This is a genomic window from Mucilaginibacter paludis DSM 18603 (assembly GCF_000166195.2).
GTDB classification, from domain to species: Bacteria; Bacteroidota; Bacteroidia; order Sphingobacteriales; family Sphingobacteriaceae; genus Mucilaginibacter; species Mucilaginibacter paludis.
Genome location: NZ_CM001403.1, coordinates 2,639,218 through 2,661,845, shown reverse-complemented (window position 1 = coordinate 2,661,845; position 22,628 = coordinate 2,639,218). Strand labels below are relative to the sequence as shown.

18 protein-coding genes and 1 pseudogene are annotated in these 22,628 nt (G+C 42.8%); 14 read left to right on the top strand and 5 right to left on the bottom strand.

Annotated features, from left to right (window positions below; genetic code table 11):
- Positions 1-65: 65 nt before the first annotated feature.
- Positions 66-746 carry a hypothetical protein gene (locus MUCPA_RS11095; protein ID WP_008506439.1) on the bottom strand — a complete coding sequence of 227 codons (681 nt, stop codon included), beginning with the start codon at positions 744-746 and terminating at the stop codon, positions 66-68.
- A gap of 93 nt (positions 747-839) precedes the next feature.
- On the opposite strand from MUCPA_RS11095, the gene MUCPA_RS11090 reads away from it, so the two are divergent.
- The 11 genes and pseudogenes from MUCPA_RS11090 (at position 840) to MUCPA_RS11050 (ending at position 12,900) form a co-directional block, all read left to right on the top strand.
- A complete protein-coding gene (locus MUCPA_RS11090) occupies positions 840-1,862 on the top strand; it encodes a helix-turn-helix transcriptional regulator (protein ID WP_008506438.1) in 1,023 nt (340 codons plus the stop codon).
- Entirely contained in the window at positions 1,843-2,016 is a 174-nt protein-coding gene (locus MUCPA_RS37675) for a hypothetical protein (protein WP_008506437.1), read from the top strand. Before MUCPA_RS11090 ends, MUCPA_RS37675 begins: the two co-directional genes overlap by 20 nt.
- 255 nt (positions 2,017-2,271) lie before the next feature.
- A complete protein-coding gene (locus tag MUCPA_RS11085) occupies positions 2,272-3,363 on the top strand; it encodes an efflux RND transporter periplasmic adaptor subunit (protein ID WP_008506436.1) in 1,092 nt (363 codons plus the stop codon).
- Positions 3,364-3,401: 38 nt separating this feature from the next.
- A complete protein-coding gene (locus tag MUCPA_RS11080; RefSeq protein ID WP_008506434.1) occupies positions 3,402-7,874 on the top strand; it encodes an efflux RND transporter permease subunit in 4,473 nt (1,490 codons plus the stop codon).
- A gap of 72 nt (positions 7,875-7,946) precedes the next feature.
- Complete coding sequence (locus MUCPA_RS11075; protein ID WP_008506432.1) at positions 7,947-8,573, top strand: outer membrane beta-barrel protein; 627 nt, start codon at positions 7,947-7,949, stop codon at positions 8,571-8,573.
- A gap of 21 nt (positions 8,574-8,594) precedes the next feature.
- On the top strand, positions 8,595-8,969 hold the full coding sequence (locus MUCPA_RS11070; RefSeq protein ID WP_008506430.1) for a DUF2147 domain-containing protein: 375 nt from the start codon (positions 8,595-8,597) through the stop codon (positions 8,967-8,969).
- A 31-nt stretch (positions 8,970-9,000) separates the two neighbouring features.
- Positions 9,001-10,047, top strand: a complete 1,047-nt coding sequence (locus MUCPA_RS36000; protein WP_008506429.1) for a sensor histidine kinase — start codon at positions 9,001-9,003, stop codon at positions 10,045-10,047.
- 13 nt (positions 10,048-10,060) lie between these two features.
- Positions 10,061-10,828 (top strand): LytR/AlgR family response regulator transcription factor, encoded by a 768-nt coding sequence (locus tag MUCPA_RS11060; RefSeq protein ID WP_008506428.1) that lies wholly within the window; start codon positions 10,061-10,063, stop codon positions 10,826-10,828.
- A gap of 412 nt (positions 10,829-11,240) precedes the next feature.
- A pseudogene (locus MUCPA_RS11055) lies at positions 11,241-11,750 on the top strand (RNA polymerase sigma factor); the annotation flags it as partial.
- Positions 11,751-11,887: 137 nt separating this feature from the next.
- Positions 11,888-12,364 carry a FecR family protein gene (locus tag MUCPA_RS35995; RefSeq protein ID WP_050982079.1) on the top strand — a complete coding sequence of 159 codons (477 nt, stop codon included), beginning with the start codon at positions 11,888-11,890 and terminating at the stop codon, positions 12,362-12,364.
- Positions 12,304-12,900 carry a FecR family protein gene (locus MUCPA_RS11050; protein WP_316928939.1) on the top strand — a complete coding sequence of 199 codons (597 nt, stop codon included), beginning with the start codon at positions 12,304-12,306 and terminating at the stop codon, positions 12,898-12,900. Before MUCPA_RS35995 ends, MUCPA_RS11050 begins: the two co-directional genes overlap by 61 nt.
- 591 nt (positions 12,901-13,491) lie before the next feature.
- Here the strand turns inward: MUCPA_RS11050 and MUCPA_RS11045 are convergent.
- Both MUCPA_RS11045 and MUCPA_RS11040 read right to left on the bottom strand, forming a co-directional pair.
- Positions 13,492-14,073, bottom strand: coding sequence for a TetR/AcrR family transcriptional regulator (locus MUCPA_RS11045; protein WP_008506425.1), 582 nt, complete (start codon positions 14,071-14,073; stop codon positions 13,492-13,494).
- Positions 14,074-14,142: 69 nt separating this feature from the next.
- Entirely contained in the window at positions 14,143-14,892 is a 750-nt protein-coding gene (locus MUCPA_RS11040) for an SDR family NAD(P)-dependent oxidoreductase (RefSeq protein WP_008506424.1), read from the bottom strand.
- A 236-nt stretch (positions 14,893-15,128) separates the two neighbouring features.
- Here MUCPA_RS11040 and MUCPA_RS11035 point away from each other — a divergent pair, with 236 nt between their 5' ends.
- Complete coding sequence (locus tag MUCPA_RS11035; protein ID WP_008506423.1) at positions 15,129-16,019, top strand: AraC family transcriptional regulator; 891 nt, start codon at positions 15,129-15,131, stop codon at positions 16,017-16,019.
- Between the two features lie 66 nt (positions 16,020-16,085).
- The gene (locus MUCPA_RS11030; RefSeq protein WP_040627336.1) at positions 16,086-16,823 is read left to right on the top strand and encodes an SDR family oxidoreductase; all 738 of its coding nucleotides are present in this window, start codon (positions 16,086-16,088) and stop codon (positions 16,821-16,823) included.
- A gap of 194 nt (positions 16,824-17,017) precedes the next feature.
- Here MUCPA_RS11030 and MUCPA_RS11025 read toward each other — a convergent pair whose 3' ends face one another.
- Both MUCPA_RS11025 and MUCPA_RS11020 read right to left on the bottom strand, forming a co-directional pair.
- On the bottom strand, positions 17,018-18,157 hold the full coding sequence (locus MUCPA_RS11025) for an acyltransferase family protein (RefSeq protein ID WP_008506421.1): 1,140 nt from the start codon (positions 18,155-18,157) through the stop codon (positions 17,018-17,020).
- 237 nt (positions 18,158-18,394) lie between these two features.
- Positions 18,395-19,141 carry a DeoR/GlpR family DNA-binding transcription regulator gene (locus MUCPA_RS11020; RefSeq protein WP_008506420.1) on the bottom strand — a complete coding sequence of 249 codons (747 nt, stop codon included), beginning with the start codon at positions 19,139-19,141 and terminating at the stop codon, positions 18,395-18,397.
- A 408-nt stretch (positions 19,142-19,549) separates the two neighbouring features.
- Here MUCPA_RS11020 and MUCPA_RS11015 point away from each other — a divergent pair, with 408 nt between their 5' ends.
- Complete coding sequence (locus tag MUCPA_RS11015) at positions 19,550-22,618, top strand: SusC/RagA family TonB-linked outer membrane protein (RefSeq protein ID WP_233276854.1); 3,069 nt, start codon at positions 19,550-19,552, stop codon at positions 22,616-22,618.
- The last annotated feature ends 10 nt before the right edge of the window (positions 22,619-22,628 follow it).

Genomic DNA, 22,628 nt, shown 5'->3' with positions numbered 1-22,628 from the left:
TGCGTAGTAGAAAAATGTTTCAAAAATTCCTGTAACGAATAACTTGTGATGTTAATGCGGGTATGTTAAGCGCCGTTATTAGTTTCAATTATTGTCAAATTAATCACGTCGTCGTAAGTGGCATACCAGCAATCTCGCCCAAATACCGAAAATGAATACGCGGCAATTTCCTCGTTTGTTATCAGGTTATTAGGTATTTTATGCGGTTGGACTGCTTTGAAAGCCAACGTTGAAATCAAAAAATGCACGTTGTTGATCGCAATCGACTGTTCACTTTCACTTCTGTTATTTCCGTCAATCTCAATTTTATGAACAATAAGACTATTATCACTGTAGGTTATAAACGCTTTGTAGCCAACCTCACTGGTCCAGCTTCTAACAAAGTAAATTATATCATTCCACACATAAATATCCCATTTATCTTCCATAACCTTCGCTTTATAACCTACCCCCTCAATTTTGCCTCCCTTATGAGGGTAAATCAGTTGAGTATCAACAGAAGTGCTATTTTCAAAATCAAACCCAATATATTCCTCCCCGCTGCTTTGCCTGTTTGTTAAAAAAAGTTGTGCAATAGCAGGGTCTTTAGTAGTTGATATCATTTTTTGTGTAAACGGGCGGATATCCAATATTCGCTTATTAAATGGATTACCTTCACCCACGTCATACCAATTAAAGTTGTACATGGGGTCAACTTGTTTTGTTACTTGTTTTTTTTGATCTTTCTTCTTGAAAAAGTTGAACATATTATTGGGATAAGATCTCTAAAATAATGCAAATTACCACGCAATGCTGTTGCGCGATGAAAAATAATATCCATATTTATTAAAATATTTCTGATGCCAGTTAACCGCAATGCCCTTATCCGCTACCGCACCATTGACCAATGCCTGCAGAACAGACGTCGCAAGTGGACGCTGGATGATTTAATAGCAGCCTGCGGCGATGCTATATACGAATACCAGGGTATTGATACCGGTGTAAGCCGCCGAACCGTTCAGGCCGATATAGAGATGATGCGCAGCAACAAGCTGGGTTACGAAGCGCCCATTGTGGTGGTTGATAAAAAGTATTATACCTATAGCGATAAAAATTACAGCATCACCAACAGTCCGCTAAACCAGCAGGATATGCAGGTGCTGAGCGAGGTTTCGGGTTTGTTAAAACAGTTTAAGGGGTTCAATCATTTTACCGATCTGAACGAGATGGTGAGTAAGCTGGAGGATAAGATCTACAGCCAGAAAACGCAGAGCTCACCGGTTATTGATTTTGAGAAGAACGATAACCTGAAAGGTTTGGAATGGATTGAAGTGATCCGCAAGGCTATTGTGGCTAAAAAGGCTATTTGTATTACCTATCAATCCTTTAAGGCACGCGAAGCCAGTACCTTTTGCTTTAGCGGATATTTGTTGAAAGAGTATCGTAACCGCTGGTTTGTATTAGGCATGCAGCACAAGCGCAATGCCCATATTATGACTTTAGCTTTAGACAGGATACAAGCTGTGGAAGTGGACGAAGAACCCTACCGCGAGAACCGCACGCTCGATCTGGCTACCTATTATAACGACTGCCTTGGGGTAACAAAATCACCCGGTCAGCGCGATTGCGAGGTTGTTTTTTGGGTGGATGCCGCTAATGCGCCGTACGTAATCACCAAGCCTTTGCACCATACACAAAAGGTTTTGAGCGAGGATGAAACCGGGAAAATATTTAGTATTAAAGTTATATTGAACTTTGAACTGGAACGGGAGTTATTGGGTTTTGGCGCTAAAATGCGTGTGCTGGGGCCAAGGATATTGGTAAAACAGATAAAGGCGCAGTTGGTTAAAACGTTGGCGAATTATGAAAACAACCAGGAGTAGCCCTATGATTAAACCGGAGTGGGTACCATTGGCATATCTGGATAAAAAGAGCAAGGAACCGGTTATTAAAACGGTTACGGTTGAGTATACCTTATATCATCGTCATCAAGCGGTTGTATCCAAATCCGGCTTTAAGCGCAAGCAGGTTAAATAGCTTTGCAAATCAGGTTGTCAAACTCCCTTATTTCTATCATGTAGTTGTTGATTTACTATGTGTGTGTAGGTTTAAAAACTAACTGCCTCATAAGCCTGTAACAAGTGTTGGCTATAAAAGGCTGGATCAATACCTGGATGCCTAAGTACTTAAAAAAGGAATCAAGGCATTTCAGTCCCTAATTTCGTCAATTGGGTCAATAAAAAAATAACTCTTCGCTTATCCGGTACATTTTTGCATCAAAACAATTGCAAAATGTACCAGGAATCCATAAAAAAATACTATAAACCAATGCTCCTTATAGGTTTGTTGGCCATGGTGTGTGCGGCCATCATATTTAAGCTCCGCAATAATCAAGAAGCGGTTCAAAATGACATCAAACAGGAGTTGAAGCCGATTGGATTTGCCGCCCAGGCCACTTTAGTTAAAGAAACAAATTTTTCAGATGCCTTTACTTACAGGGGAACTGTTGAAGCCGCGAAAATGATCACGCTAACAGCAGAGACAGACGGCAAAGTGACCTATTCCACTATCGAAAAGGGGCTTGCCGTTACTAAAGGTTCCATATTGGTTAAGGTAGATCCCTCAACCCGTTCTTCGGGCTATCAAATCAGCGAAGATACCTACAACAAAGCTAAAGCCGACTATAATAAGTTGAAGGAACTCCAGGAATCAGGAAATGCGTCGGGGATGGAAGTAGAAAATGCCAGGCTGCAGATGCAGAATGCCGCGTCGCAACTCAACATCAGTAAAAAGCAAGTCGGCAAAACATCGATACTGGCTCCTGAAACCGGAACGCTGATCGATAAGAAAATAAACCGGGGCGAATATGTTACGCCCGGCACCACGCTGGGTACAATGGCCTGTTTGAATGAGGTGCTCGTCAATGTTTTTGTCCAGGAAAATGAAGTTGCTCATCTAAAAAAAGGCAATGCCGCAATTGTGCGGGCAGATGCTTACCCCAACCTCACTTTTACAGGTAAGGTATCAGCTATCATCCCGGTAGCATCCGCCGCTAAAACATTCCCTGTGGAGATCAGGATTGTTAATAACAAGGTCAGCAGGCTTTTAGCGGGTATGAATGTTTCCGTGACCTTTGATGGAGAAAAACAGTCGACAGCATTGGTGATACCCCGTACTGCCTTAACCTCCTATAAAAAACAATCGGCAGTCTATTTAGTACATCACTCAAGCGGTACTGTACTTACACCCATTGTACTGGGAAAGGAGTACGACACTTACCTGTCGGTATCCCGCGGCCTGAAAGCCGGAGATACGGTGATGACATCCGGCCTGCTTAATGTAGAGCCCGGCAAGAAACTACAAAGTCTTACCATCAAAAATTAGGCAGCTTCATTAATTCTATCAATCCAAATCCATTTCTTATGAGCATCACCGGACTGGCCATTAAAAGGCCGATCTTATTTATCGTATTCTTTCTGATCCTGGGTGGTTTGAGTATGATCAGCTACCAGAACTTAAAATATGAACTGTTGCCCAACCTGGCCACGCCAACCATTACGGTTATTACGGCATACCCCGGCGCTTCGCCGGAGGATGTGGAGAACAGTGTCACTAAAAAAATTGAAGATGCCGTTGCCGGTGTGAGTAAAAGCAAAAAGGTAAATTCACTATCTGCGGATAATGTTTCCGTGGTGTCCATTGAATTTGTGGCCGATGCCAATCCCGACCAGGCCATGCAGGAGGTACAGCGGTCTGTAAATAGTACCCTGGCAGATTTCCCTGAAGGTGTTAAAGCCCCCGTGCTGGAGAAATTCAACGTAAATGATCTGCCGGTGTTGAAACTGGCCGTTACAGCATCAGTTTCCCCAACCGAATTATACGACCTGGTGAACAACCGGCTCAAACCAAGGCTGGCCCAGGTTAAAGGTGTAGGCAAGGTAAAAATATTGGGTGGTACCCCCAAAGAAATCAAAGTACTGGCCAAACAGGATAAACTGATCAGCAATGGGTTATCAATTACCGATGTATATGAAACGATCCGCAAGGCCAATGCAGATTACCCTGTAGGTACGATAAAAGACAGGGATGCGCAGTTTGGCGTTAAACTGGGCGGAAAGATGACGGATACAAACCAGGTTAGTAATTTGAAGATCAAAACCTATCCCGATGGCAGTAGCCTGAGTGTAAGAGATGTGGCCACAGTGCAGATCGGTCATAAGGACGAAGAGGTCAGCAGCCGCCTTGACGGGCAATCGTCTATTGCGCTATTCATCAACAAACAATCCGGTGCCAATGCAGCCGAAGTAACCAAAGTGGTAAGGGAAGAACTGCACCAGATGGAACAGGAGTATGCAGCTCAAAAAATCAAATTCAACGTGGCCCAGGACAGTTCGGAATTTACGCTGGAAGCCGCTCACCAGGTTTATGATGACCTTGGTATTGCCATAGTGCTGGTAGCATTGGTTATGCTGGTGTTTTTACACAGCATCCGCAACGCGCTGATTATTATGGTTTCCATACCGGCCTCGTTATTCAGCGCCTTTATTATGATGTACGCACTGGATTATTCGCTCAACCTGATGACCTTATTGGCCATGAGCCTGGTGATTGGCGTACTGGTGGATGACTCCATCGTGGTGTTGGAGAATATCTATCATCACCTCGAAAAAGGAAAGGATAAACGGGATGCCGCACTGGATGGCCGTAACGAGATCGGTTTTGCGGCCTTGTCTATCACCTTAGTAGATGTGGTTGTATTTCTGCCTATGGCGCTGGTACCGGGCCTGGTTGGCAGTTTGATCAAAGAATTTTCACTGGTGATCGTTGTATCTACCTTGTCCAGCCTGGTTGTTTCCTTCACGCTGACTCCCATGATTGCATCGCGTTTTGCCAAGCTGGAGCATTTGAACCCCAAAACGATCTTCGGCAAGGCGGGGCTTTGGTTTGAGGCAACAATACATGGGCTTACAGAAGGATACGGCCAGCTTTTAAAATGGGGCCTTAACCATAAAGTTGTCATCGGTTTGATTGCAGCTACCATTTTTGGAAGCTCTTTATTGTTGCTCACTTCCAATACCGTAGGTACTGAATTTCTGCCTGCGGCCGATAAAGGAGAGCTTTCGCTGTTTGTTGATTTGCAGCCCGGTACGAAGCTGAAAGAAACAGATTCTACCGTTAGGATCATCGAAAATAAACTAAAATCAATTCCGGAGATCACCAAGGTGTTTTCTAACACCGGGTATCAGAATGATGGTTTTAATGAAAAATACAGTGCTAACCTGGCCAGCATCAATATATCGCTGGTACCTGAAACGGAAAGGACGAAAAGCCTGTCGCAATTATCCAGGGACCTGAAAGCCTTATCCATGCAGATTACCGGTGTAAAAAGCAGGGTTTCTCCTATTGGATTGTTTGGTGCCAATGAAGCGCCGGTACAATTACTAATTACCGGTACCAACCGGGATAGTGTGAATGCTGCTGCAGCTGTTGTTCTTGACCGTATTCGACGCGTCAATGGCTTGGTTAGCCCAAGGCTCTCCACTGATTTGGGTAAGCCGGAAATGAAATTGGTTGCAGACCGGGATAAAATGGCCAAACTCGGGTTAAATACCGAAGCCGTGGGCGATGCCATGCGGATGGCCGTATATGGCAACGACCAGTTGAAATTTCGTGATCAGGATAAGGAGACCGATACCCGGATACAATTGGATGTCAATGACCGTAATCAAACTGACCAACTGATGAAACTCACGTTCATCAATGCCGATAACCAGTTGGTGTATCTAAGTCAGTTTGCAAAAATCGTTCAACAGTCGGGCCCGTCAGGCCTTGAGCGGCGGAACAAGCAACCCAGTATCAATTTGCTGGCACAGGTTTCAGGTCGTCCGGTAGGTGATGTGGGCGACGATATTAAACAGGAGATTGACAAAATTGGCTTGAGTAAAAACGTGAAAATTTTATACGAAGGCGATCTGGAACAACAGGGAGATGCCTTTAGTGATTTGGGCTTAGCCTTGCTGGTATCCTTCGCCCTGATCTACCTGATCATGGTAACCCTGTATAACAATTGGCTGTTCCCGTTTGTGATCCTGTTTTCTATCCCGCTGGCCATCTCAGGGGCCCTGTTGGCACTGGCACTGACTGCAAGGTCACTGAACGTATTTTCAATTTTTGGACTGATCATGATGATGGGACTGGTGGTTAAGAACGGCATTTTATTGGTGGACAAAACCAATGCTCTTTTAAAAGATGAACCGGATACCACCAAAGTCAACCAAGCGCTTATAGAGGCAGGTAAGGCCAGGTTTCGCCCGATATTGATGACCACGCTGGCTATGGTGATCGGCATGTTACCGCTGGCGATGGCCAAGGGCGGGTCTTCCGCATTCAGTGGCGGGATAGCCTCTGTATTGATCGGCGGCCTAAGCAGCAGCATGTTCTTAACGCTGGTAGTAGTACCGGTGGTCTACAACACCATGATGAGGTTAAAAGCCAGCCTGGGTAACTTTTTGCAAAGACCGTTTATAAAAAAAACGGCGGATACCACCCTTAGCCTCCTCATTGGCCTAATCATTAGTTCAATCTGCGCAGGCACCGCCCATGCACAGCAAAAAATGCCGCTTTCTTTAAAACAGGCAGTAAGCATTGGGCTGAATGCCAATCAGCAGATCAAACTGGCAGAGATCGATGCGCAGAAAGCAAAATATAGCCTGAAAGAAGCACAGTCCTATCAATATCCTCAGGTTGGGATCACGGTAGATTACTTGAGGAATATCAAACCCGCTGTATTCTTTCTCCCAACTTTCGGTATCAATGCGGCATCACAGATCACTTATGACAGCGGGAATTTGCAGGCTATACCGGCTTCTTCCAAAAACGCCTACACCGGTAACCTGAACGTGAGCATGCCCATCTTTAACCGGGAAGTTACCGGCAATGTAAATACGGCCCGGCTGAACCAGGGATTGAACGATGCCAATATAGAACTAAGCCGCTGGGAACTGGCAGACGAGATCAGGAAGGCTTATTTTAACAGCTTAATTGCCAGTCAGAACCAGGTATTGACCAATGCCGCCTTAAACCGCTCGCAGCGCAATCTTAAAGATAGCAGGCTGTTGTTTAGCAAGGGTTATGCCAATAAAGCGGATACACTAAATGCCTGGAGCAATGTAGAACTGATGAAGATGAATTGCAACAAGGCACAAACAGCGACAAAGCAATCTGAAAATTACCTGAAATCCCTTTTAAATCTATCGCTGGATCAGGAACTGGAATTTACCGATACTGTTGGTGTAAACCTGTTGGGCGGGCAACAAAACCTAAGTAATGACACTCTAAAAAACGGTAAACGGCCTGATTTGCATGTGAATGACTGGAAAACGCAGATAGCCCGTCAGCAGGTTAAAAATGAGCAGTCCAAATACCTGCCCTCTCTGGCCTTTGTGAGCCAGTATTCCCTCCAGGCACAGTCGGATAATTTCAACTTTGATCGTTACAATGTGCCCAATAGCTTTTATGTAGGTTTACAGCTGAGCATCCCCATTTTTACCGGGTTTCGCACGGATGCTAAAGTAAAGCAAAGCAGGCTGGCCCTGGAGCAGGTGACTACCGAGCGCAGTTTGATGGAAAACCAGGCCAATCTGCAAGTCCGCAATAACCGCCTGGCGATCATAGAAAATACGGAGAAAATAAAAAGCCAGCAGAATATCCGCTCTGCCCGCGAACAGGCACTTGCCTTTACCCGGGCGAGGTGGCAAAAGGGCTTTGCTAAATACACCGATGTGGCAGATGCCGAATTGCAGTTAGTGCAGGCGGATAACGATTACACCCAAAGTGTTTTCGAATACCTTACCGCCGTAGCCGGTTATTACAAAGCCACCGGAAATATCCTCTAAATCAGATCACCCCCCCTTTCATATTTTAAACAACGGTAATTCAACCGGTTAAATTAAACCCAGACTCCCCCAATGAAAACTAAATTTTTTATGATGCTGATCTGTTTTGGCGCATCGGTATCTATTGCGCATGCACAAAACAATGATGAAACGACAGCCCGAAAATTATACCTGGATTTCGGCGGCTCCGTAGGTGTGTTCATTCCCTATGACCAGGTGAAAGGGACAAAGACGCTAATTGGATCTAATGCGATGACTTCGTTGCAGCTTAACTATCACCAGGATTACTTCGCCAAATTACAATTTGGTCAAACCATCGTTGATTTCAAATCGCAAAGTAATTTTGAAACTGTAAATTCTTCGATTGATGCCAAGGCCAACAGCACCAATCTCGGCTTGGGCGTCGGTTATCAGCACCGTTTTGGCCGGTGGCAGCCTTATATTCTTGGTGGTGCCGGGGCATCCTTTATTGATGTACCTGCCACATCATTCGTCAAAGCATCTAATACCATTAATTACACCACCTCTTCGGGCACTTACCTGTATGTCAATGCGGGTGCAGGTATCAACTTTACGGTATCCAAAGCCTTTATATTTTTCCTCGAAGGGCAGGGTTCTACAATACCCAACCTCCCCAATAAATCAAGTACTCATCTGAGCGGCATCAGCGCGATGATCGGTATCAAAGCACCTTTATAATTCACCCTTAAATTGATGATCATGTACAAACAGATTTTTATGACGCTCATTTTTTCAGTGTTTTTCGGTTTCATTTCCCGTGCCCAACAGGCAGCAATTATTGGTAAATGGAAAACCCCGGATAAAGATATTATTGAATTTTATGCTGAAGGGGCGGTGTTTACAGCAAGGCAGATCAGCGCTGAAACAGAAAAGGACAAAGGCAATAATAATAAGATCATTGCGAAAGAGTTGAAATTAACAGCTGCAAAGGTTTTTGAAGGTATTGTGATCGACCCGAAAGATAATAAAACCTATCATGGCCGTTTCACGGTCAATGGGGCCGATACAGAATTGAATCTTAAAGTTAAATGGGGCATCCTGAGCTTTAATGAAACCTGGACAAGGGTAAATTGATTATTTCACATAGTTCTCTCTATTTTAGCGTATGCATAAACACAGCTATCGGTTATACAGGATATATGGTTATCCCGGCTTCGGATTGGTTTTATACCTGATCATGGTGCTGATTAATCCTCCTGACCGTATTTTTAACAGCTGGCGGTATTATGCGTTCGGTGATTTCATACTGGAATTTGGATTTGCTGTAGCCTATGCAGCCGCACTCTTTGAAACAGGTATTCAGCTAACCGCATGGCTTAATCATTGGTATGCCTGGGATGGCCGCATTAAAAGCAGGTTTGCTATCCAGTTTTCTTTACATATCCTCATCATTTACCTGGCGCTCGGGTTGTTTTTCAAGATCAAGTTCCCTAATTATTTTTGTTATGACGATGTGATGTTCAGGCAAACTGTTATTGTTGGTGTAATCTTTTCCTTGCTGATCACTGCTGTTTTTGCGGCAGAGTATTTCTTTTACCGCTGGAATGATGCCAAATTAAAGTCGCTGGAGATGGAGCAGCTTACTACACAGGCACAACTCGAGGCTTTGAAACTGCAGCTCGACCCGCACTTTCTTTTTAATAACCTGAGCATTGTAACCGCGTTAATAGATGATCAGCCGTCAACCGCAGTTGCATACATCTCCAAATTATCGTCCATTTACAGGTATGTGCTCGCAAACAGAACGCAGAATATGATACCTTTAACCGAGGAATTGGAATTTATAAAAGCTTACCTGTTTTTGTATCAGATCAGGTATGGAAATGGAATCACCGTCAGGATTGATGAAGCCGGCAAAGCCGCACGCTGCGGCCTGCCTCCTTTAACCTTGCAATTGCTGATAGAAAATGCCATCAAGCATAATGTGTTCAGTACAGAATCGCCACTTAACATCCATATTTACTTCCCCGAAGGGGCAACCATGATTGTTGAGAATAATAAAATGCCAAAAGCTGTCCTGGAGGAAAGTACCAACATGGGGCTCAAAAACATAGCGGAACGTTACCGCCTGATGAGCGGTTTACCCCCTGTTGTTACAAATGATGAGCTTTTTTTCAGGGTAGAGATCGCCTTAATCAATTTGAATAAGTAAAAATAAAATTCTTATGCCCAATGTTTTAATCATCGAGGATGAGCTTCCAAACATCCGGAGGCTGGAAAAGATGCTGCACGCTTTAGATTTGGATATAACCATAATGGCAAGTCTGCAAACAGTTCAAGCAAGTATCCAATGGCTTAAAACGCATGAGCAGCCGGATATTATTTTTATGGATATCAGGCTGACGGACGGTTTGAGTTTTGAAATTTTTAGCCAGGTGAAAATTACAGCGTCAGTCATCTTTACTACAGCCTATGACGAATATGCGCTGCGGGCTTTTGAAGTAAACGGTGTTGATTATTTGCTCAAACCTTTGGAGGCTGATAAGTTGGCAAAAAGCATTTCTAAAGCTAAGTCGATTGCAGGGGTAGGAAGCAACGAGAGCATGTTGGGTGTTATCAAAAGTGTGCAGGCGAAACACCCAATTTATCGGTCCAGATTTTTAGTTGCTTACAGAGACAAGTATATATTGGTGATGATAAACGATATTGCTTATTTTACTTCGGAACATAAAGCCACCTTCCTGACTACACATACCTCACAGCGGTACATGATTGATCAAACTTTGGAGATGCTGGAAAAAGAACTGGATCCTGAGACATTTTTCAGGATAAGCCGCCAATTCATTGTTTCTTTGAAATCGATCCACAAGATACACCAGTCCTTTAACGGCCAGTTGAAAGTTGAACTTTCTCCTGCCCATGATGAAGCTGTGATGATGAGTCGCGAAAAGTCAAGCCAATTTAAAAAATGGTTGGATCAATCAGATTTGTAAGTGTACAGAAAAAAACGTCGCGTTGACCAATCTTTGCCAATGTACTTATCCGCCTAAAAATCTGAACGTAAATACTAAGGCCGGGCATTTTAAAATTCCGGGGGGATCTGCGCCGAATTAAAGATGTCAGTCAAGTAGATCATACCTGAAAAAGCGTCGCAATATTTTGGCTGACCGGCAAATTTTGCATGATAGACCTTGCTGCTTCGGGTTATGCGCCAGCATGATATAAACAAGTGCGGATAATTAAATTTGGCTTACAATTACTTAATACATATTTAACATAGGGTTACCTCGTAGCTTTGTACTTTTGACGCAATCATTATTGGTTGAAATGTTTCCAGGCTCTAAAGACGAACATACACTGATTGCCTGTTGGAGAAACGGGGACTAAAAGACATTTGATGCCTTATTTAGTATGCATTTTGCCAGGCTTCATCAATTTGCTCTTCGCCATACCAATAATGCCGGTTTGTCTGAAGAACTTGCCATGGATGCCATGCTTAAAGTATGGCAGAAGAAAGATACCCTTCAGCATAACGTCAACTCACTTGCTCCTTTACTGTTCCGCATCCTTCAGTTCTCCATTGTTGATGAATACCGGAAAAGAAAACTGGAGGTTACTCACATTGATGAGCTATTAGCAGAGCCGCAGCATTCGGAACATGCCGATAACAGGATGCTAACCGGCCAATTGCATTCCCTGTACAAGGAGGGATTTGAAAAGCTAAGTCAAAAACAAAAGCTGGTGTTCGAGATGCGCAACGACAGGGAAATGAGCTATAAGGATATTGCAAATGAACTAAGGCTATCTACCAAAACGGTTGACAGACATTTAGCCGACGCCGCTGCCACCATCAGGAAACACGTTTCAAAATTTATTACCATCGAAATTATTGCCCTCGCTTCTATTTTCGTCTAAACCAATCTTTTCTTTTTGCCAAACCGGTATTTGTACCTGATAGTTAGTGTTTTATATTTTTTTTCTCGAAAAATTTGATTTTCAGCTGGGGAACTCTTCTGTTTTTTACGAATTAACAGATAGAGGAAACTATAACGATGAAGGAATCGGTTGATCGGGAACTACTGGCAAAATATGTGTGTAAGGAATGCACAGCAAAGGAAAAACAACAGGTAGAGTTATTTCTGTTCCAGCCCGAATGGAAACAAGCTCTGGAAGATCTGCTGAAAGAAGACTTTGAAACCTTTGAACATGAGGCTTACCCCGAATCGGAGATTGCAGCATGGAATCAACGTTTCAGGAAGAATTATACTGAAGCACAATCACCGGTTAGCTTATTCAGGTACCGCAGCTGGATGGGGTATGCGGCGGCGTGTTTTTTAATACTTATTGCCAGCGGCGTTTGGTATCGCAACACTTCTCAGAAAAGCGCTGTTGCCCAACAGCAACAAATGGCATTAGTAGTTCATGCTAATCCGTGCGGACAGCGCTCCGTACTTACCCTGCCTGATGGATCTATAGTACACCTGGGGGCATTAAGCAGTATTCTTATCCCAAAGTCGTCGGCTCAATAAATCGGGCGGTTACCCTTACCGGCGAAGCGTTTTTTGAAGTTACCCATGATAAGTTGCATCCGTTTACTGTTCAGGCCGGTTCCGTTCAAACCAAGGTATTAGGAACTTCTTTTAAAATAGAGGCTTTTAAACAGGTAGTTGTATCGGTAGCTACCGGGCGTGTTCAGGTAAGCAAATTGAACAATGCCGGCAACGCAGAGCGGCTGCTGGCCGTTCTGACACCTGGGAGAATGATTAACTACAGCACGGCTACAGGTAAAGCAGATATTGGTACTACAGATATAGATGAACTGAGGGATTGGACCCAGGGCAAAGTGACTTTCGCGAATGCCTCCCTGCGCGAAATTACAGAAACCCTCGAAAGATGGTATAATGTAGATATCAGCTTTTCAAATCCGCAGTTGGAAAATATCAGGCTATCGCTGATTGTGAAAGCGACCGTGCCAATTCAGCATCCTCTGGACATCATATGCAGCACCGCACATTTAAAGTATAAACTGAAGGATCATCAAATCACCATTACTAATAACAACTAAAACAGAACCATAGATGAGCATATAGTTCCCTTAAAAAAAAGAGGAGGCTGTATCATAAATTCATGATCAGCCTCTTTTTCTTTGTTGGAGTGAGGTATCCAGATTACGATCAATAATTGGTCTTTAAAAACCTGGATTTCATTAGTATTTTATTCCTGGGTGAGCCGAATATAACCAGCCCAAAAGTATCTGAATTTCGATAGCTAAAAGGACTTTACTATTGTTGCCGGGCTGTTAAAGTCCGGCCTTGTTTTGAGTCTGTTGATTTCATTAAATGTTCAGGGAAGCCATCTTTTAATCATCAAATTGAATTGACGGAAAGAGAGCCGGAGGTGTTGAAGTTGATATGTAACGAAAAAACGGGGTAGGAAATAGGCCGTGAAATATTTTTAAGTCTGCGCTCGGTAGAAGGTATCCGCCAGCGCTTAATTGAAAAGATAGGCTTTCGCAATACCGCCGGCCTGGTTTTGTTTGCCATTAAAAATAGTTTAATTGACTGTAAAGTTATCGCGCCAGCTATCAAGATTGAACGTGTATAAATTCGATACTCGGGATTGTTTTGTGTCCCCAAGCCGTTCTAATAGTTGGATTTTAGTCAAGAGCCGATATGGTAAGTTGGATAATATCGTCGAAAACAGATTTGTCTGTAATTGATTTAGCGGTTACCCTCATCCCCTTTACGGTATTAAAGATAAACCGGGCCAGGGCACGGGTATCCTGCTGGTTTTTAATTTCGCCGTTGTCTTTACCTCTTTGTATCACCCGGAAAAATGCATCTTCCATTTGCTGATCATTCCGGCATACCATGTTATTCACTTCGGCATCATGCGGCGCTACTTCAACTTCGGCATTCACTATAAAGCAGCCTTTTTGCTGCTTATCGCCCAGTAGCTCATTGGTAACAAATTCGAGCAGCTTTTTTACCGTTTCTTTAGCTGATCCGGAGTGGTCAACAATCGCCTGTATCTTGGCTGCACCGGTGTTTTGATAACTCTCTAAAGCTTTAATAAACAAGGTATGTTTATCGGTGTAGGTGTCGTATAAACTCGATCGGCTGATGCCTAAACTATCTACAAGGTCCTGCATGGAGGTGCCGTTATAGCCCTTGTACCAAAAAAGCTGTATAGCTTTGGCCAGCACCTCATTCTCATCAAAATCTTTTGTTCTTGCCATAACCGCGGATAGCCTTGCTAAAAAGCAAAGCTATCCATTTTAAATTTATTTTTTGTACAATAGCGTGTATTACCTTACACCGCCGCTTGCCAGCAAGATATCTCCGGTTAACCAGCGCGAATCGTCAGAAGCCAGGAATACAGCTACATCGGCAATATCATCAGGCTGCCCTATGCGTCCAAGTGGCGTGGTACGTGTTGTTTCGGCTTCAAAGTCGCTCCCGATAAAGCCAGCTGTATGTGTGCCTTCTGTTTCAACCATTCCCGGATTGATTGAATTTACGCGGATCTTTTTGCCGCCAAGCTCTTTTGCTAATACATGTGTTATGGCGTCAACAGCGCCTTTTGTAGCGGTATAAATTGAACTTCCCACTGGTGCAATGGAACTAACTACCGAGCCAATATTGATAATACTGCCACCATTGGGGTTAAAGTTTTTAACTGCTCCTTGGGTAGTCAGCAATAAACCAAGCACATTGATATCAAATTGATTATGAAAATCCTCTGGAGTGATTGCTTCAATGGCGCCAAATTTGTATACGCCGGCATTGTTTACCAAAATATCAACAGCGCCAAAGGCTTTTTTTGTTTCATCAAACAGACGTGTAACATCGGCTTCGTTTGATACGTTGGCCTGTACGGCAATGGCCTTACCGCCTTTTGATACAATTTCGGCAACTACCGCATCGGCACCACCTTTTGCAGATGCATAGTTAACTACCACGCTTGCACCAGCAGCAGCCAGGTGTTTAGCAATACCAGCACCAATACCTTTTGATGCTCCTGTTATTACGGCTACTTTGTTTTCTAACTTTTTCATTTTCTCTTTTATTAATTTTTCTATATTTGGAATAATCGTTCCGCAAATATATATCCATTATGGAATGATTGTTCCATAAATGAGTATTATTATGTAACGATGACAAAACATAGCCTGAAAGCCGAGACAGCAGGCCCACTGGGGTATTGATTTTGCAACAAAGGAGGGCCTAAACTGAAGTAGCTATGATGGCGGTTCTGTAGTTGTTGCTTGAAAAAAAATCATAGCTTTAGCCAATGCACTTACTTAACTACAATCAGCAAGTACCGGTTTATCGTTTGGAGCCGGATGAGATAGCCGGTAATAAGCATTTCAGAGTATATAATTTTGAAGGTGGTTTACCAAATCAATCAGATCTTTTAATTCCTCACCGGAAGGATCATTACCTCATTGCATTCATCAGGCGGGCAAGCAGCAGGCAATGGATTGATATGGTACCCTATGTAATTAAGGATAACACTATTTATTTTACAGGACCGAACCAGGTGATCGTAAAAGAGGGGTTTGAGCGTTTATGGAGTACAGGTATTGCTTTTACAAGTGAGTTTTTATCGTTACAGGAAAACGCTGCATTGAGCAAACTGCCGCTAATTCAAAACCCGGAAAATGGTCACGAGTTAACACTCACACAACTGGATATTGATTTTGTGGAAGATATGCTGGCCAAGATCAACGCTGAATATCAAAACCCCAGCGAATGGCAGTACCGTATGTTAACGGCCTACCTTACGGTGCTGCTCACTTATTTGAGCCGCCTTTATCAAGAGCAGTTTAAGGCTAACAATACTTCTATAGATAAAATGTTGCTCCAGAATTTTCAGAAGAACATCAACGAGCGTTTCCGCGATCTGCGCGAGGTGGCGGATTACGCCTCTTTGTTGCATATCTCCGCCGGGCATTTAAGCGAGTTTGTAAAAACACAAAGCGGCAAACCGGCCATAAAGCATATTCATGACCGACTGGTATTAGAGGCGCGCCGCTTGTTGTTTCATACCAATAATTCGTTAAAAGAAATTGCCTTTGATATCGGTTTTGCAGACGCGTCCTACTTTAACCGCTTTTTTAAGCGGGAAACCGGTGTAACACCTGCCGAATACAGGGCTAACATCCGTAAAATGTACCATTAATACCGTTGGATGTGTTACAGCCGCAGGCCAGCCGCGGTTTACATTTGTATTGTTAAACAAATAAATATGAAAACCGTACTGATAACAGGAGCAAACAAAAGCATTGGTTTTGAAACAGCCAGGCAATTATTACATCAAGGCTATTATGTATACCTGGGCTGCAGGGATATACAAAAAGGAGAGCAGGCAGTTAGCTTGTTACATACAGAGGGTTTAAACGAGGTAGAGGCTTTAGAGATTGATGTAGATCATGCCGAATCGATAAAGGCCGCCCGCCAGGTGCTTGGCCAAAAAATTAATGCGCTGGATGTGCTGATCAATAACGCGGGTATACATGGAAGTTTTCCGCAGTTGCCACTCGAAACCGATGTAAGCATATTTAAGCAGGTTTTTGAAACCAATTTTTTTGGCGTGATAGCCGTAACACAGGCGTTTATTGATTTGTTGAGATTATCGCCCCAACCCAGGATAGTTAACGTGACTTCGGGCCTGGGTTCGCTAACGCTTCAAGACGATCCGGCGTGGAAATATTATGCTGTTAAGCCCACAGCCTATGTTGCCTCTAAAGCGGCCCTCAACGCTTATACTATTGCGCTGGCTTATAACCTGCACGATACCACGTTTAAGGTAAACGCTGTTGACCCGGGTTATACAGCTACCGATTTTAATAACCACTCCGGCCCCGGAACCGTTCCTGACGCTGCTGCGCGGGTAGTAAAAACCGCCACTTTAGGGCCTGATGGTCCAACAGGCCAGTTTTTTAGTGATGACAATGCGCCGGACACGGGTATTAGTCCGTGGTAAAACGGATTTGCCTGTGGGCGTAAGCTATGATGACGAACAGTTTTTCACGAATCGCCCCCTATGGAAGCCGAAATGTGGGCAATGGGGGCGGTTTGTTTCGGGTAAAGAAAGCCTCTGTGTTTTTATCGGCCAAGCCACCTAAGTTAAGCCAGTGAAGCACAGGTATGCTTTGATCGAGGCAATAACTTTTTCCGTTATACCTTTAGAATAATCTTTTTCTTATACATCCACCACAAAATAACAAGCCAGAATAAATTGAAGGAAACAGCCCATGCTAACGAGGCGTTGATGGGCGATAGGTATGGTGTAAACAAAGTTTGATACAGGTACTGGCTCAGGGTAACCTGTTTTTCGGTCACGTGGATCAGGTTTAAGGTACGCACAATAATGCTGGAGAAGCAAAATACAGTGATGGCATTTACGCCATATACCACAAAAGGCTTGGTGAATTTTTTATAACCCTGCACATCAATTATCCAATAAAATAAGGTCAGGCCGAGTGTGGCCAGTCCACCGGCATATAATACAAAAGAGCTTGTCCATAAAGCCTTGTTAATCGGGAAAAACAAATCCCAAAGCAAACCCAGTATAACTGCCCCTATGCCTGTGCAAAACAACCATGCTACTTTTGTACTCTCGTCAACATCTTTCCGTTTAAGCCAGGTGCCAACCAGTATACCGAATAAACCTGTCGATGTGGCTGGCATGGTGCCCAGTATACCTTCGGGGTCCCAGGTTACCGATTCTTTCCACAAGTGTACATTGCCTATCACTGTCCGGTCAATCCAGGCGCCTAAATTGGTTTCGGGCTGCAGGTTGGCGTAGCCAACTCCCGGTACCGGAACAAGCGTCATCAAAAGATAGTAAACAATTAAAAACAGCCAGAAGAGTATCAGCTGCGTTTTACGCTCTGTTTTTAAGAATATGATGCCGCAAATACCAAAAACCACAGCTATGCGCTGTAGTACACCTGGTATACGCAAGGTATGAAAGTTGAATTTAGGGTATAAGGATAAAAACAAAGCCAGGCAAAATAAAATTAAGCTTCGTTTTAATATAGTCAACACAAGTTTACCGTGCTGCGCCGGGTCTGTTTTCTTTGTCCCCATCGAATAAACGATAGATACGCCTACGATAAATAAAAAGAATGGAAAAATAAGATCGGTTGGTGTGCAGCCGTTCCAGGCCGAATGCTCCAGGGGCGAATAAATATGCGCCCAGTCTCCGGGATTATTAACCAATATCATACAGGCAACGGTTAGGCCCCGAAATACATCAAGCGATAAAAGCCGTTGGTTTAGTTTTACCTGAGGATTAAGAGTTTCTGTTGACATGGTCTGGTTAACTTGTTAAACAAATATATACGATAGCTGTAAGAATAAAAATCACTTCGCCCTAAAATGATGTCCCCTCAGGCGAACCTTGGTAAACCAAATAGATTGCGGCTTTTACCATACAAGCTTTCTAAATATGCAGTTATGGCTACATAAAAACTGCAAGCTTATATTGTTATCTGCGGTTTTGCAATCAAGCAACGGCACTTTTACCTCTGTTTGATGACAGTTTACAGCTTAATAGAGCTGTATATTCTCCCTTCGGTACGCCTGCAATAAGCTTTCGTCGGGACTCACATCGGTTATCAGGTAATTAATCTGGTGAAGGTTGCAAACACGCATGCGTTGTACCGAGTTTAGTTTTTCGGCAATGCACATAATCACCAACTTGTTTGAAGCGTTGATCATAGCTTTTTTAACCTGTACAATATCAAGATCCGAGTCGGTAACACCCTCACCTATCGAAATGCCGTTTGTGCCTAAAAAACAAACATCAAAGCGTATTTCATTTAAGTAACTCACTACCTGGGTACCTATACATACCTGCGAGTTTTTAGAAAAATGCCCACCTATTAAAATTACAGTAATGAGCGGGTGGTCTGCCAGCTGTAATGCAACCAAAGGGCTGATAGTGAAAATAGTAGCCGTTAAAGTTTTGGGTAACATGCGCACCATTTCTATCATGGTGGTGCCGCCGCCGGTTAAAACAACCATGCCATCCGTAATCAGGTCGATCGCTTTTTCGGCAATTGTTTTTTTAGAATCGCCTGCATAAATATCATTATGCTGAAAAGGATAATGGTAAGATTTAGATAAGGCGCCACCATGTACCTTAACTATTTCACCAGCTTCATCCATTTCATTCAGATCCCGCCTGATGGTATCTTCCGATACGTTTAGCTGTAAAGCCAGGTCGGATGAGAGTACCTTATTATGCAGGTTTATCTCTTTTATGATCAATGCGTGTCTCTCTTTTTTAAGCATATGTTTTAATGTTGATCAATAATTAGTTAAAGTTGCGCTTTTTTGCTGTTTTTTTTAAATAAATTGTCTAAAACATGCATTTATTAAATTAATTTTTATTTAAATTAGCTTTATATTCAATTAGGCAGCAAAATAATGCACATTATTGCAATTTTGGTCTGCTATACCAAAATTGAATTCGGTATAAAAATGTTCTTGCGGTTTTGTAATGATGAAACAGCAAGAATAAAGATTCATAAAAAGAAATTTCGGTTAAAGGTCTGCTAAATAACGGGTCGCGAACCATTTTGATATATAACGCAATAAGTTTCACCAATTTTTTTAACTAAATAACAACTAAATAACTCATGTATGAAAAAAAATCTACTCTTAGTCTTTCTTGCAGTTTTTTGTTGCCTAACGCAGGTTATGGCGCAAACAAAAACCGTATCAGGAAAGGTTGTGTCTTCAAACGACGGATTGCCGATTCCAGGAGCATCCATTAAGGTTAAAGGTACATCTGTAGTTACAGTAACCAACGCAGACGGCAAATTTCGGATTAATGCCAGTTTGGGTCAGGTATTGGTGGTAAGCTATATAGGTATGCTGGCAAAGGAAACTCCGGTTACAGCGTCTAATGCTGATATAACCATACAGCTCACGGAAGACACTAAAACACTCGGCGAAGTAGTGGTTACCGCTTATAACATTGACCGGGACAAGAAAAGTTTGGGATACTCGGCGCCAACAGTTAAAGGTGATGAGGTATCAGCAACACAGCGTGATGATTTTTTTGGGGGGTTACAAGGGCGTGTACCAGGATTATCTATTAATAGTACAAACGGCAACCCCGGCGCATCCTCGCAAATCGTATTAAGAGGCTTTACCTCTATCAGCGGCGATAACAACGCACTGATAGTAGTAGATGGTGTACCTATAAACAATACTACTGTTAATCAAAATAATTTGGTTACAAATGGAGCAAACAGCGCTCAGGATTATTCAAACCGGGCGATGGATATTAACCCATATGATATTGAAACCTATACTATTATGAAGGGCCCGGAAGCAACAGCATTATTTGGTAGTGCAGGTGCAGGTGGGGCAATTTTGATAACTACTAAAAAGGGTAAGGCCGGTGACGGGACCATTACTTATACTACCTCTTTTAAAGTGGAAAACTTAAATAAGTTTCCCGAAATGCAGCAGGTGTATAGTGCTGGCTCGGTGGGAGGCGTATTTAACTCAACTGTTTCTACTTATTTTGGACCCAAGTATGCTCCAGGTACTCAGATTTATGATAATATTCATAATTTTTTTCAAACTGGCTTCGGTCAAAAACATAACGTTGCTTTTGAGGGTGGTTCAGATAAGTTTACCTATCGGTGGTCAAACGAATACAGCGATACCCGGGGTGTAATACCAACCACAACCTACACAAGATTTTCAAGCCGCCTTACAGGTAGTGCGGTAATTTCGCCATTATTAAAAATCACTACCACACTAAACTATATTAACTCTGTAAACAACAAAGCCAATAAGGCCAACAATGGTGCGTTAATGGAATTGTTGCGTTATCCCTCTAATTTTGATGTTAAAGACTATCAGGATGCAAGTGGTAACCGGATAACACGCTATTCAAGCATATATAGTGAATATGATAACCCCTTGTGGGATGTGTATAAAGATCCTGCGCAAGATAAAAATGATCGTTTTATCGGTAACGTTAACTTTTTGCTGACACCTACCAATTGGTTGAGTGTGAACGCTATATTCGGTACTGATGTTACAGCTACCGATGGTATGCAGGTTTATAACGGACAATCATATAAAGGTTCGGGATCGTCAACTGCGCCTACTTTGGGTAGTATAACTGATTATCAGGAGATTGCTAAAATATACAATGGGTCTTTAACGGCAACTGCTAAAAGTAAAATGGGGCAGTCGTTTAGCGGAACGTACATCATTGGTGCTACCTTCAACTCTTTTTATTCAACACTTAACTCACAATATGGCACTCACTTTTACGACCCTAATTTTTACAGTATAAACAACACACTAACAACAACACGTAACGCGTCCTTGTATATAGACAGATACCGTAACGTTGGGGCATTCGCTCAGGCAGTTTTCGGCTATAAATCATTATTGTACCTTACACTTACAGGCCGGGTTGATGGCTCATCAAAACTATACCCCAGCCTAAACGCAAATACCGGTACAACCGCTGCTGCTTATCCATATTTTGCTTATCCATCGGCCAGTTTGGCATTTAATTTTACCGAATTAAAACCCGTAAAAGATGCGGTCCCTTTTCTTGATGAAGGTAAATTAAGATTATCATACGCGTCAACCGGTAAAGAGCCATATCGAGACTATTCAAAAGGTACAAATTACGTTCCTGCAAATACTACTGGCGGCGGTTATGCCTTAGGTAATAATGCAGGTAACTCTGAATTGAGTCCTGAGAAAACAAGAAACTTTGAAACTGGTATTGAGCTTCATTTTTTAAATAACAGAATTGGATTAGACTTTAATTATTACAACCTGATAAGTCGCGGACAGGTTATTAACCCACGTTTAAGTTATGTGAGCGGTTTTGTGCTTGAACAACTAAACGGGGGAACTGTTAGAAACAGAGGTATTGAAATTCAACTGACAGGAGCGCCCATTAGAAACAAAGATTTTAGATGGGATATGACATTAAACTATAGCCAAAATAAAGGTATTGTACTGTCATTGGCAAATCAGCTGCCTGAATTGTATGACTCTGATACGCAGTTGGTTGGTAGTATCAGGAGTGCTGTTGTGCCCGGTTATAGCACCGGTACCATAACCGGTACCCGCTTTGATAAAAACAACGCCGGACAGGTATTGATAAATCCTCTTACCGGTTTACCTTCAATCTCTGATCTTAATTATTACCCCATAGGCGATCGTACGCCTAAATTCCAGGCAGGTTTCCAAAATACGTTGACCTATAAAAACCTGAGTTTATCATTTCTATGGGATCTGCGTTATGGAGGCGATGTGGTTAACGGTACAGAATATGAAGCTTATACACGAGGTATCAGTGTAAAAACACTTGATCGGGAAGTGCCGAGGATAATTACAGGTGTACTTGCTGACGGTTTCCAAAATACGGATCATCCCACCCCTAATAATATAGCCATTATTCCTTACGATAACGCTGCGTTTTATAACACAAACGTATCGCCGGAAATGTTTGTTGAACATAATATTAAAGCATTACGCCTGCGCGATGTAACCCTGCGTTATAATTTCCCTCAATCTACTTTATCCAGATTGGGCTTTATAAAAAGCTTGGGAGTGCTTTTCACTGTAACCGATCCGTTGTTATTTACCAATTACTCGGGTACCGATCCTGAAAGTAACGCTACCAATACCTCTTCTGGTGGTATAGGTGGGTACGGAATAGATTACGGTAACGTTGGCAAGCCTGTGGCTTTCAACTTAGGTTTAAACATTAAATTATAAGAACGTATGG